The following is a 12,903-nucleotide window of genomic DNA, read 5'->3' as shown; positions in this document are numbered from 1 at the left end:
AAACATGATCAAGTTCTTATTTTCCAACATTTAGACCACCAAAATATCACTAAAGGAAAAATAGTACACAATTAATCTAATTGAGTATTTAACTTATCTCATAAATTGCTCGTAATCTGATATCAACAACACACATTCTTATGATGGAGCAATCAAATGACATTTGATGTTTTGGTTTCAGGTCTCAATGTTATTGATCTGCTTGTGACACTACCTGAGGAGTACAACTACGGTAGCAAACACAAAGTGGACAATATTATTATTCAAGGAGGAGCACCTGCTGGCAATGGGGCGTGTGGTATGGCAACTCTCGGACTAAATACCGCATTTCTCGGCTACCTAGGTAACAACGCACAAAGCAGTATTGCACGTGATGAACTGAATCGATGGAATGTTGATACCAGTTTAATGCTCTGCGAACCCAATATGATCCCCGCGACAGCGTTGGTGCAAGTCGATGCCACATCGGGTGAAAGGACAGTGTTCTATACCACCCAAGGGTATCGAGCTCTTGTAGCGGCCGATATTCAGCCTACATGGCTTGATAACACAAAACTGTTGTATGTCGATGGCTATGACGTCGAAGGTAATATCGCATTGCTCGAGCTCGCCAAAGAGAAAGGTATTCCTTCTATCATTGATATGGAAGTCGGTAACCTCAACCAACTTGAAACCATGCTCAAACTAGGTAGCCACGTAATTTTACCGCTTGAAGCCGCACAGTTGATCTCCAATGAAGAAGACCCTGAAACCTGCCTCGACACTCTTAGTCAGCTAAGTGACGCGCAGCTCGTCATTACTGACGGGGCTAATGGTAGCTGGGCGCGACAACAGGGAAAAAGCATCCACCAGCCATGTTTTGAGGTCGCCGTCGTGGATACCACTGGTTGTGGAGACGCTTATCATGCGGCTTATGCTTACAGCCTAATTCAAGGTGACACCTTGACCGAAAGAATGATTTTTGCGTCGGCGTTTGCCGCTATCGTCGCAACCTACTTTGGTGGTCGAACGTATTTCCCATCGCCTTCAGAAGTTAAATCCTTTATCCAAAATTATCAATAACAGGTGAACCTAATGACGACTAAATTTCCGCTTCGTGCTGGACTACTTGAACAAGAAATGAAATCTCTTATCGCACCTAAAGCCAACTACAGCAATGTACCTGTAGGATTCATTGGCATTGGTTTCGAGCTGCATTTTGATTGGACGAAAGCCAAACAGTCTTATAAACAAGCGGTGTCTGATGTCGCGGGAGTCTTTTCCCAGTACAACTCCATGCTTGCCGAAGACGAGCCTATTCAAACCAAAGAACAGATGCTAGCGCTGTTAGAAAGTTACTACGCGCAAGGTATGAAAGCGCTTATCGTCTACCAAGCTTCATACATACAAGGTGATTTAGCGCTAGCATTAGCACTTTGGTTAGCCGACCACAATGTACCCATATTAAGCTGGTCGCATACAGAGACAACAGGTGGAAGCCTGACGGCAAACCGCTTGTGTGGACAAAATTTCTTGTTGAATAATCTTTCATCCATGGAAGTTCAATATTCTTGGATATTTGAAGAGCCTGGTGCAGAAAGCCTGAACGAGTCATTAGGTCGCTTCATTCGTACTACATCAGCAAAAGCACGTTTAAAACACGCAAAATTGCTGATGGTAGGGGGAATGCGTGTTCCCGGATTCTATGATTGTGAGCTCAACGAAATGTCAATTGCCAAACATTTTGGTTTGGCAGTAGAACGCATTGATATGCATACCATTTGGCTGCATGGCGAAGCTAAATACCATGATGACATATTGAACCCATTAGTCGATAAGCTGGTCAATTCGCCAAAAGTACATAAGTGCGATGTAAAGCGCGATGAATTGAAGAAGTCAGTTCGACTGGCTCTGGCTATAGCCGACTACGCAAACAAAGAAGGTTACATCGGTGTGGCCTTGAAAAATTGGCCTGAACTGTTTGATAACTACGGCATATCAGGTGATGGTGCAGGCTCATTGGTGCAAGACCTTGGGATCCCTGTTGCCGATGAATCGGACATGGGAGCTTTACTTACCATGACCATATTTAATGAAATCACGGTAGGTGAAGCCTTACCTACACTCATGGATTTTTCATTCGTCAATCATAGTGAAAATAAGATTGGTATGTGGCATTGCGGCGGTACGTCAACCAAGTTGATGCGTGACGGATGTCAGCTGGAAATACGAAATCACAGCATACTGGACAATTACGATCCTGAGACTTCCTACGGCATGTTGTTCGAGTTTTTACAAGAAACAGGCCCCGTTACCATCGCGAAGTATCAGTATCCTCATGCGTCAACAATCTTCTCATTTGAAGGCAATCTCGTTGAATCGCCAATGCGCTATAGAGGTTGCTACGGCGAAGTCGTGCCAACAGAGCTTAACTCTAAATCTGTCGCCAGCTCCATAATGAATCACGGTATGGATCATCACTGGGTTGTGGCGCGAGGTCACCTTCTTGAAGACCTACGTGAATTTAACTATTGGTCTGGTATCAATGAATTGCCAGCGACAGCCGCCCAAACGACGGGTCGTGGTCTACCAAAGAAACTTGATTTTTAACGTTACACAACACTCTGGAATTGAATTATGTCTACAAACTTAACTACGCTACTCAACCAGTATCGTGCAGAACAACGTTGTCTTGCTGGCTTTAATATCAACGATATTTATGATCTTCATGCTGTTGCATTAGCGGCGAATGAGTTAGACCTACCATTTATGGCAATGACGTATCCACCTGTTGCAGAGCTAAATGGTACGTACTTATGTCGTAAAATGGTGGATGGTTTTGAACGAATTGCCAATCAAAAAATATACCTACATCTCGATCACAGTACCTCCGTTGATCTATGTAAACAAGCGATCGACGACGGTTATGATTCGGTCATGATTGACGGTTCTCATAGTGACCTGAAAACCAACATCAAAATGACACGAGAGGTCGTCGATTACGCTCGTAGTGCCGGCGTCTCGGTAGAAGCTGAAATCGGCAAAATTATGGGACGAGATGTCATCATCAAAAGTGAAGATGATTACCTTGCATCAGTAGCAGACGTCGTAGCCTTATGTGAAGAGGCTGGACCAGATATCGTTGCCATTGGCATTGGTACCGCTCATGGTTTTACACCAACAACGCCAAAAATTCATTTTGACCGCTTACAACAGATTGCCAATGCTGTCTCTAATCCACTGGTACTGCATGGTGGGACAGGAATTGCCGATGAAGATATTCAAAGAGCCATTACCATGGGGATTGCCAAAATTAACATTGGCACCATTGTCCATACTACCTACATGCGAGAAGCCCACGCAATAATAACCAAAGATGTCGCTTCTGCTTATCCACCAGTCATCATGAAAGAGATTATCCCTCAAGTTCAAGCTGTCGTATTAGACCGCTTAAAGGCGGTGAACTCCATTCTATAAACACGGTTATTCAGTTCGATAACACCGCCCTTAGTTCATCGCTGTAACTAAGGGCCCCAATATCTAAATTCAACCAACTTGACACGAATTAGGTACTCAAGCAGGCAACCGTATTTGTTTAAAATTTCACGAGGAAAATGTACATTATGTATATTCCAGAAAAAGCTAAAGTTGCTGTCCTTAAGGACATCAAAACAATTCAATTTATTGAACACCCTCTGCCAAGCATCATGGACGATGAAATCCTTGTCCGTATCGAAGGGTGTGGCGTATGTGGTACTGATGTCCACGAATACCGCAATGACCCATTCGGCATTATGCCGATAGTCCTTGGCCATGAAGGTACCGGTGAAATAGTTAAATTGGGCCGCAATATTGTATCAGATACTGCAGATAAACCAGTCGGCATTGGCAGCAAAATTATTACCAGCATCATTCCGTGCGGCGAGTGTGAGCCTTGTGTAAGTACTCCAGGCAGAACCAACCTTTGTGAAAACATGGGTTGCTACGGTTTGATGGGCGACCAGCCTGAGAACCGTTTTAATGGTTGGTTTGGTGAATACCTCGTCCTAAAGCCCGGGTCGACTTTCTTTAACGTATCAGATTTTAGCTTGAAAGAACGCATTCTTATTGAGCCGATCGCAGTCGCTGTCCACGCGGTAGAGCGCGCAAAAACCACACATTTAATCAACTTCGCTTCTACGGTTCTTATTCAAGGGGCGGGCCCTATTGGGCTATCTGTTATTGCGGTTCTCAGAACGCTTGGAGTGCAAAAGATCATTGCAATCGATGGTCAAGAATCTCGCTTGCGATTAGCAAAAGAGCTAGGGGCAACAGAGACAATTAACTTTATGGACTTTGATGATACAGCGGACATCGTTGAACAAGTCAAATCACTGACCAACGGCCGAGGTGCAAGCTTTGCGTTCCAGTGCACCGGGGTACCTGCTGCTGCCTCTACTGCCCTTAAATTAGTAGCGCGTGGTGGTGGTCTATGTGAGGTTGGCTTCTTTGTTGATAATGGTGAAGCAACCATGAATCCTCATTTGGATATCTGTAACAAAGAGATCACCTTAGTGGGCTCATGGGCATATAGTCCAGAAGATTACCCAAATGCAATAGAGTGTATGAAGGGCATTAAGCGTATTGGCCTTCCCATTGAAAAGCTCGTCACTCACGAATTTCCATTAGATGAGCTCGGTGAGGCAATCGAAACCAATATTCGCATGGAAGGCATTAAGGTGATCACGATTAATTAAATGATTCCCCCCCTACACAGCCAGCTTTTTGATACAAAAAGCTGGCGAACTGAATAAAAAACACAAAGAGAGCTTAATATGATAGTTCCAATTACCTTTGTCCTACTGACCTCCATGGTTGCCATTGGCTCATGGTTAAAGTTAAAAAAAACACAGAGAAAGAAGATGCAAACTCGTACTTCTTAGCAGGAAGAGGCTTGAGCGGTATAATTATCGCGTCTTCACTCATCCTTACCAATCTTTCGACCGAACAACTCGTCGGATTAAATGCTCAAAGCTATACAGCAAACATGACCCCTATGGCGTGGGAGGTATGTGCTGCCTTAACCTTAGTTTTGGTTGCCCTTTATTTGTTACCTCGTTACCTAAGTGGTGGGTTTAGCACCATTCCAGATTTTATCGAAGACAGGTATGGAAAAAGCACAATGTATGTGTGTACTTTCTTATTTTTGTTTGGTTATATTTTTAATCTTCTTCCTCCCATTTTATACACAGGTTCTGTTGCACTAAGTGGGATATTCAATGTACCTGAGGCACTTGACATCTCCTACTGGGGCAGTTTATGGGTGATGGTTTTAGCATTAGGTTTTATCGGGGTCTCTTACGCCGTATTCGGTGGTCTGAAAGCCATTACTTATGCTGATACATTTAATGGAGTCGAACTGCTTATTGGTGGTGTCATTCTCATCCCTTTTTTCGGCTTAACCGCACTTGGACACGGAAGCGCTGTAGACGGTTTCCAAGTATTGATGACTGAACATCCAGAGAAATTAAATGCAATTGGTGGCGCTGATGACCCCGTGCCGATCTCAACCTTTTTCACTGGTATGCTTATTCTTAACCTGTTCTACTGGGGAACCAACCAGTCAATCATTCAACGTGCGTTAGGTGCTAAAAATTTAGCCGAAGGGCAAAAAGGAGTCCTTGGGGCTGGATTGGTTAAGCTTGCAGGTCCATTTTATCTCCTATTACCTGGTGTTATTGCATTCGCATTATTTGGTGATTCACTACCGTCTGGAGAAGCCGCTTACCCAGCGTTGGTTCGCGAAGTACTACCTGCGCCGATGCTTGGATTTTTTGCAGCGGTATTATTTGGAGCCGTACTGAGTTCCTTCAATAACGTACTTCATAGTACATCTACTCTGTTTACGTTGAATGTCTATAAGCCACTTATTAATTCAGGGGCGAGTGATACTAAATTAGTCAAGGTTGGGCGTACATTTAGTGGTGTCATTGGCTTCGGCTCCATCTTTGTAGCACCATTTATTTATTATGCTCCACAGGGTTTTTTCCAATATTTTCAGACAATTAATAGCTTTTACATGGCGCCAATGTGTACCATCATTGTCGTCGGATTTATCACTCGCCGAGTGCCAGCAATTGCAGCTAATATTGGTATCGCCTTCTTTATGATTAGTTATGCTCTTTCAATGTTTGTGTTTAAATTTGATATTCACTTCTTACATTTGACAGGCATTTTATTTGTTGTCACTGCCATTTTAATGTTAATTATTGGTTCGATTTATCCAAGTGCTTCTGACTATCAACCTAAAGTCGCGAATGTTGTAGAATTAGAGCACTGGAAAATGGCTAAACCAACGGCAGCCGTTATCTGCATTGGTGTGATGATGTTGTATATCTTATTTTCCCCTCTGGGCATTGCCAAGTAACTCATTAGTCACGTTAGACGTAAGCAACAACGCAAAATAAGCAAAAGCAATAAATAAAGCCCGACCTTGATTTCAAGGCCGGGCTTTATCATTTCTCTACACTAATATCCGATTATATCCGTTTCAAACTCATTAACTTTACTTAGCAACAAAGTTAAGCGGATAAATTTCATGGCTGTGCATGGTGCCATCACTCGCGGTAAATGTCGCTCGAAGCGAGTAGAAGTGCCCTTCCGGTAATTCGTTAGTTGGAACGACGCCTTCAAGAGGAATGGTAAAACTGGCATGCCCAGATTCGGTATCAATCGCTTCAGCTTCCACTAACACGATATCGCGTTGTGGTAACCATTTACGTTGAAAATGACGCAACCAAATTCGTAAGCCGCCTTCATCTGCTGAGATAACTTTATTCTCAGTGCCCGCATGATAATCCACCTTAACCGTCATATTGTCTTTAATCACAATAGGCTGCTGCGCATACACATCACTGCCAACAATGCTCACAAAGCCCTCTATGTTTGGCTCGACGGTCAACACGGTTGCACTTTCAATGGTGGTATTCACCTTAGATTGTACAATAATAGTCACCTCACCCGCACTTAAAGCATTAATCACGCCATCAGAGCTTACCGTCGCAATAGCATCATCACTGCTTGACCAACTCAATGTTTCATCATCCGCTTGAGCTGGAGCCACCGCGACATCAAGCGTCATCGTTTCACCTTCGATTAACGTTGTTTTCTCTGGTGAGATCACCAGAGATTGAATTGGATTCGGGTACCAATCCACTAATTCGAATGTGCGCGAAGTATTGAGATCCGTCACCTGACTTGAGGCCGAAATTGTTGCAGATTGACCCGTATGTCCAACCGCAGAAACCACACCATCTTGAGTAACAACTAGGACATCATTATTGTCGCTTGACCATACCACTGAAGCATCAGAGTTTATCGGGGACGGAATGGTTCGAAGCGAAAGTTCTGTGTTTTCTCGAATGTGTTCAAACGGCGATTCAATCGAAAGCGACTCAGGATCCAATTGGTCGGTATAATACTGTTTATTGACCGGTTTGTTATTAAACTCTACAGATTCGCCGTTTCTCCAGGTCACCACAATGGATTCGATTTCTTTGGCATCACCGACACCAAAATGAACAATATTCAATAAACTTTGAGAGAAAATTTCACCCGCAGACCCAACTCGTTTGCGCCACTTTCCATCTGCTGTTTTTACTGTGACCGTCGCCGCAATAGGGTCAATATTGTCTTTCGGTGAATAGCCAACTCTAACCAAAGCATAGTTGCCGATGCCTTCTGTTTGGTTACTGTAGAGATACCACTCGCCAAATTCACTACCACTCAAAATATCGGTTCGACCATTCATATCAAAATCAAACGCTTGCCCCATGTCTCCATAACCAGGACCGCCGACATCTGACGCTCCATGCATAGTGACCGCTTCAAATCGACCATTATTATTAAGCAACATTAGATCAGAAATACGATGGTTAACATTGCCCCAGCGATACACGAGAAGATCTTGCTTACCATTGTTATTAAAATCCCCCGTCGTCACTCCTTGCGCATTACCACCACGAGGAATCTGCCACTCTTCGGACACATCAACGAATTTATCGCCATCATTTCGAATCAAGAAATCTCTAAGATTTCGATTTTCTGGCGTAAAATCTAAGTCGTAAGAAGTCACCCCTGTCAGATTAAATTTGTATGCCCAAAAAATATCCCCTTTACGAACTAATGCGGCTTTCCACTGCCCGTTTCCTATGTGTCCAAAATAGACACCACTCTTATTGATATCATCAGGCCAACCATGTGCATCTTCAGCAGAGAATTCAAACTCTCCACCTGAAGGAACTGCCGTCGCCAGTTTGTCTTTACCCAAAAATATCGGATAATCTTTGTGACGAAACCCGTTTTGTCCAAGGAAATAGTAGTTATCCAGTTTCAAGGGGCCATTCGCCGTAAACTGCCACTGATCTTTACCAAAATAAGGGCGTGGCTTAATGGAAAACTGTTTCGTTTCCGGGTCAAAATCAACCGACGGTGCTTCTCCTCGACCGTGTTCAAACTCATTGCCACGAGCGAAATACAAATCGGTTCTGCCGTTGTTATCAATGTCTAAATCAACCACGGCAGAAATTTGTTTGGCATCGCGAAGTGCTTTAGGAAACTGAGAAGTGATGTTAGTAAATGTAAAGTCGCCATTTCCTAACCACACAGACATCGCATCACGGTGACCATAGAGAATGATGTCATCAATCCCGTCGTTATTTAAATCGGTAATTAATGCCCGTTCTGGGGTTGCATTTTCAATGCCTTCAACTGAACGAAGTTCAAACTTCCCGTTCCCAACATTTTCATAAAAATGATGCTGCGGCGTTTCTTTGTACAGTCCTCTTTCATTAATCATGACAAAATCGAGCTTGCCATCTTTATTGAAGTCTCCCCATTTAGACCCTCGACCTCGAGCGCCTCTTTCAATACCAACATCACCGGTGTAAAGCACAAATTCGCCGTTATTATTGTGGTAAAAATTGTTCCTCGATGGATTTCTACCGTTACCGCCGCCTTGCGCTAATATTAGATCTAAATCACCGTCATTATCGTAGTCTGCAAATGACGTACCGTGTAAGTCATGCATGTACCAACGAGAAAGGTCTTTATTATGTTTTGTTACGGTACCATCACCATTGTTCCAATATAGTTTACTACTTTCTTCATTATGATTATTAACAACAAAATCGTAAAAGCCATTATTGTTTATATCAACAACTGACGGTCCACCATATTTAAGTGAACTGACCTTATCAAGCCCTGCTTTTACTGAAATATCCTCATAATAAGGTACTATGAGGTCATCCACAGTCTCTAAACTTAAGCGATGAATGACTAATGAGGAGGTGAGTGATTTTACTTTTAATGTTACCTGACCTAAATTTGAAAATTTCACCAATGCCGATATGGTTTGTTTTCCTTTTGATGGTACATTCATATTATCGACAAGCAATTGTTCACCCGCGTAAACACTCACTGTCGCATACTCACCCTGATTATCGAGTTCTAAAACAAGTCGTTTAACAGCACTATCTATGGTTTCATTAAACTCTAGTGGATGATTAGGTTTAACTATAACCGGAGCATTACTTGCTGATGACGTTACTGGTAATATGCAAAGCAACCCAAGTAATGATAAGGTTAGTACATTTTTTTTATATTCTTTCATCGCTCTTCCTAAATGTTAATACACTCTGTATTTTTATTTCATCGACCCTATATAAAAATAAGGTCATGCGTTTATATTGACGTATGGAGCTATATAGACGTGCAAAGCCATATTAAAAACATGAGGGTATAATTCTTCCTACAGAATCGTCGCAACATAAAAACAAGTACGAACACTCATTAAAAAATTCACTTGATAAGTATAAATGCGAATCTAATAACTAATAACATAACTTTAATAAAGAAATAACCAATTGGAAAATCACCTTGCAAAACAGGCACAACGGGAGGAATAACCATCCGTTAATATAAAGAAAACACATTACAGAACATGATTATATATAAATTATCATGTAGAGAAATAATCATGGTAACAAAGGCATCATTGTTACTTCATGCACTAACGACAATGAAAGCCCATCCTATAAGCTATTGATTAAATATACAATTCGCTTAATATCTTATCTAATTCTGATCGTTGCTCAGTACTACCATTTATCGTCGCCAATCCTTCAGATTTCACCCACTTCCAAGAAAAATTCCCCTTCGCTAGCCCCCATAATATATCCATTTCAGTTATCAACATCGCTACTTGACGCTTTGGGTTGTATTCGACCAGTTTAGGTTTGTTCGTCACATCAATGGTCGACACGTGGCCGTCGATAGGTTGTCGAAAATCGAAAACGGTCGCTTCACCGGACTGTTTGTTTAATGAATTCAGAAACAAGTACATCGCCATACTGTCATTATTTGGTTCTTCAATTTTTCCTTGAGTACGCCCAACTTTAATGTAATAGCCAACGGTATAAGACAATTCTTCTGTCAGATTGTCTGTGGCAAGATCATGAAAGGCACAGGCAAACAACGAAGGTGACAGTATCGTATTCAGTAATAAAAAGGCGACAACTTTTCTAGGTAATATCATGAACGCTCTCCGTGTAAAGGGCTGATAAATGAATATCAGCCCTTAAGGTTACCTAATACGCCTTTTATTTTTGATAACGGCGTTTGTACATTTGACTATGAAGTCTTTGCGCAGCTTCAACCATCGGTTCATACGGCACATCCGCAGTAGACACGAAACCTACATTGTAATTTTCGCCGTCAAATGAACGTCCCGCAATAGGTGAATCGATATATTGGAACCAATGCGCCCCAACGAAATAGGGATTATCGATGACGGTATGCATATAACTCTCATACATCTCGCTACGCTCTTGCTGGTTGGCAGCGCAGACCAATCCTGGATGATAGAAACCCACGTCTTTTGATCCAATATGATATTCACCAATAATGCTCGGCATATCAATCTCGGGAAGGAATTTCCATGGTTCAGGGTGCAACCCTTCTTTGTAATAGTTATAGCTAATAACATCACAGTGTTTCGCTGCTGCACGTACCACGTCTGGGGTCATCCCCCAATCCGCAAATCGCACACCCAGATACAAATGATTGGGTAATTGTGCTTTGAGTTCTTCATTTACGACACGGAAATACTCGGAAGCAAACACTTCAAGCAGCATGCCATAATCTTCTAACTGCGCTTCATTATGCTCAAGCCCCTTAACTCCAGTGGCTAAAGTGTCCCATGAAACAATGCGGGTTCCCCAACGCGCATTTAATGCTTCAATCGTGTTGTATTTTGCTCTGAGTGTATCAACAAAGACTAATTTAGTTGGACAGTCAACTGCATCACGACCCAAGGTATGAATCGCAATACCGTGGTGACCTTCGATGGTGCCCATTCGGCCCCAGCTTTTCTCGTTGTCGATAAAGATGCCGACACACCATGGCGTTTCTTTTATCTCTTCGCGTACCTGTGTAACCGTCGCACGAGCACGCTCTCTGAAGACTGGATCAAATGGATCAGGCAAGGCAGCCCAGAAATCATCACCGCTGCTCACCGTTTTAAAGTCACCAATAATCCAACCGTTCGCAAAAAAAGGAATTTTTTCATTGCGGTAAAATTCTGGATTTGTCCAATTACCCAGCGACGTAAAACCCCAGTTCAACATTCTATCGACCGTGACCTCACGCCATTTTTCCAAATAATTTTGTCCGTATTTACGTTGTAGGTTGGCAGCATAAAAGCTGAAGGTTTCACCACGTTCGACAGGGCCTTCAAACAACTCACGCATGTAGGCATAATGTTCACCCAATGGTTCCTCATAACTTGGTAGCCACTGGAATATGTCACGACGCGCTTTATTGGCAATGTGGGCACTTTCTTTAGCAGCATATGGGACCGTAACTTTCTCTTTTGAGTCTTCTGGCGTGACATCATCGGAGGCGCGTGACTCTACTTTATTATGGTCATAGTCAACACCAGTAATGGTGTAAGCATTGGCAAGACGAATGATATCAATCCCCGTCGCAAAGTAGGGGTAGCCTTCCGGATCAACCAGCGACCATTTACCCTCTATTTTTTCAGTCCTAAAGAAACCCGTTGCCTTCAAGCGTTGGCCATCGATGTACCCACCAAACTTACCTCTATCCGGCATCGCACCTTCTTTGAGTTGTTGCAATTCATTATTGGTACGAACAAGTAGATCTTCGTCAGAGGTGACTTTTTCAGAATAAGACGCATCACGGTTTTGACCATATTGATCAATAACACCCTCTAAAAATGCTGGGTTTGGCTCTGGGTTTAACATCAATCGAAAATTATCAAAGACGATATCGTGATCAATTAAAGTACCGTGAATACTCAATTCAATTTTGACGATGCTCGTCAAATCCACATTCATTAAACCCCACATCCAAGTGGCGTAGGTAAACGGGGTCTCAAAAGAGGCTGGGTTGGAACGTAAGCCAGAATCAAAGTTCGTTTTTCCTTTAAGAAACTCTCCCTTTAATTCGACTAAATACGTGTCACTTGTTTGAGACGGAATGTTGGCACAACGGCTGTGCATCTGCCCTTTGTGATCAAATAAATTGATAAAAAGCTGTGTTGAACGTTGACCGACGTTGGTGGCGTCAAATGCAAAACTAAACGCAGGCAACAAGCTCCAATCCCATACTTCACCATCGCTTGGCTCAAGGACAATCGACGTATGAAAGTTCTCTTTACTATGAGTATGAATTTTGAGTGCATGGTTACTAGCCGTAATTCCATCACCACTTGATACGATCTTCGCCTCAATATTTTCAAACGAAAATTGACTTGGAATACTTGCTTCTGCGAAATCAAATAACGAAATTGACGTATCATGTTCAGAAAACATAACGGCTTCCTTGGCTAACACTGACATATAGATAGTTACCTCAAACTGGCAG

General features: G+C 42.6%; 8 protein-coding genes. 5 read left to right on the top strand and 3 right to left on the bottom strand.

The annotated features are described in order from the left end of the window. The first annotated feature begins 156 nt into the window (after window positions 1-156). The 5 genes from OCV19_RS16745 (at window position 157) to OCV19_RS16725 (ending at window position 6,385) form a co-directional block, all read left to right on the top strand. Window positions 157-1,062: a carbohydrate kinase family protein gene (locus OCV19_RS16745; RefSeq protein WP_065676854.1), complete on the top strand. Its 906-nt coding sequence runs from the start codon at window positions 157-159 to the stop codon at window positions 1,060-1,062. A 12-nt stretch (window positions 1,063-1,074) separates the two neighbouring features. Continuing rightward, on the top strand, window positions 1,075-2,589 hold the full coding sequence (locus OCV19_RS16740; protein ID WP_065676853.1) for an L-fucose/L-arabinose isomerase family protein: 1,515 nt from the start codon (window positions 1,075-1,077) through the stop codon (window positions 2,587-2,589). A 27-nt stretch (window positions 2,590-2,616) separates the two neighbouring features. Beyond that, window positions 2,617-3,456 carry a class II fructose-bisphosphate aldolase gene (locus OCV19_RS16735; protein WP_065676852.1) on the top strand — a complete coding sequence of 280 codons (840 nt, stop codon included), beginning with the start codon at window positions 2,617-2,619 and terminating at the stop codon, window positions 3,454-3,456. A 146-nt stretch (window positions 3,457-3,602) separates the two neighbouring features. Then, window positions 3,603-4,715, top strand: coding sequence for a zinc-dependent alcohol dehydrogenase (locus OCV19_RS16730; protein WP_206377672.1), 1,113 nt, complete (start codon window positions 3,603-3,605; stop codon window positions 4,713-4,715). 131 nt (window positions 4,716-4,846) lie between these two features. Further along, on the top strand, window positions 4,847-6,385 hold the full coding sequence (locus OCV19_RS16725; RefSeq protein ID WP_065676851.1) for a solute:sodium symporter family transporter: 1,539 nt from the start codon (window positions 4,847-4,849) through the stop codon (window positions 6,383-6,385). 138 nt (window positions 6,386-6,523) lie between these two features. Here the strand turns inward: OCV19_RS16725 and OCV19_RS16720 are convergent, their stop codons facing one another. The 3 genes from OCV19_RS16720 to OCV19_RS16710 form a co-directional block, all read right to left on the bottom strand. Further along, a complete protein-coding gene (locus tag OCV19_RS16720; protein WP_083994335.1) occupies window positions 6,524-9,628 on the bottom strand; it encodes an FG-GAP-like repeat-containing protein in 3,105 nt (1,034 codons plus the stop codon). A gap of 435 nt (window positions 9,629-10,063) precedes the next feature. Continuing rightward, window positions 10,064-10,552 carry a hypothetical protein gene (locus OCV19_RS16715; protein WP_065676850.1) on the bottom strand — a complete coding sequence of 163 codons (489 nt, stop codon included), beginning with the start codon at window positions 10,550-10,552 and terminating at the stop codon, window positions 10,064-10,066. 64 nt (window positions 10,553-10,616) lie between these two features. Next, window positions 10,617-12,851, bottom strand: a complete 2,235-nt coding sequence (locus OCV19_RS16710) for a beta-galactosidase (protein WP_240508215.1) — start codon at window positions 12,849-12,851, stop codon at window positions 10,617-10,619. Window positions 12,852-12,903: the final 52 nt, after the last annotated feature.

Source organism: Vibrio celticus (genome assembly GCF_024347335.1).
Classification (GTDB): Bacteria; Pseudomonadota; Gammaproteobacteria; order Enterobacterales; family Vibrionaceae; genus Vibrio; species Vibrio celticus.
Note: the sequence above shows the minus strand (reverse complement) of the source record. Positions and strands in the feature narration are given on the sequence as shown.

Coding starts and splice junctions, on each gene's coding strand:
- OCV19_RS16745 (WP_065676854.1), top strand. CDS start 157: ATGACATTTGATGTTTTGGTTTCAGGTCTCAATGTTATTGATCTGCTT.
- OCV19_RS16740 (WP_065676853.1), top strand. CDS start 1,075: ATGACGACTAAATTTCCGCTTCGTGCTGGACTACTTGAACAAGAAATG.
- OCV19_RS16735 (WP_065676852.1), top strand. CDS start 2,617: ATGTCTACAAACTTAACTACGCTACTCAACCAGTATCGTGCAGAACAA.
- OCV19_RS16730 (WP_206377672.1), top strand. CDS start 3,603: ATGTATATTCCAGAAAAAGCTAAAGTTGCTGTCCTTAAGGACATCAAA.
- OCV19_RS16725 (WP_065676851.1), top strand. CDS start 4,847: ATGGTTAAAGTTAAAAAAAACACAGAGAAAGAAGATGCAAACTCGTAC.
- OCV19_RS16720 (WP_083994335.1), bottom strand. CDS start 9,628: ATGAAAGAATATAAAAAAAATGTACTAACCTTATCATTACTTGGGTTG.
- OCV19_RS16715 (WP_065676850.1), bottom strand. CDS start 10,552: ATGATATTACCTAGAAAAGTTGTCGCCTTTTTATTACTGAATACGATA.
- OCV19_RS16710 (WP_240508215.1), bottom strand. CDS start 12,851: ATGTTTTCTGAACATGATACGTCAATTTCGTTATTTGATTTCGCAGAA.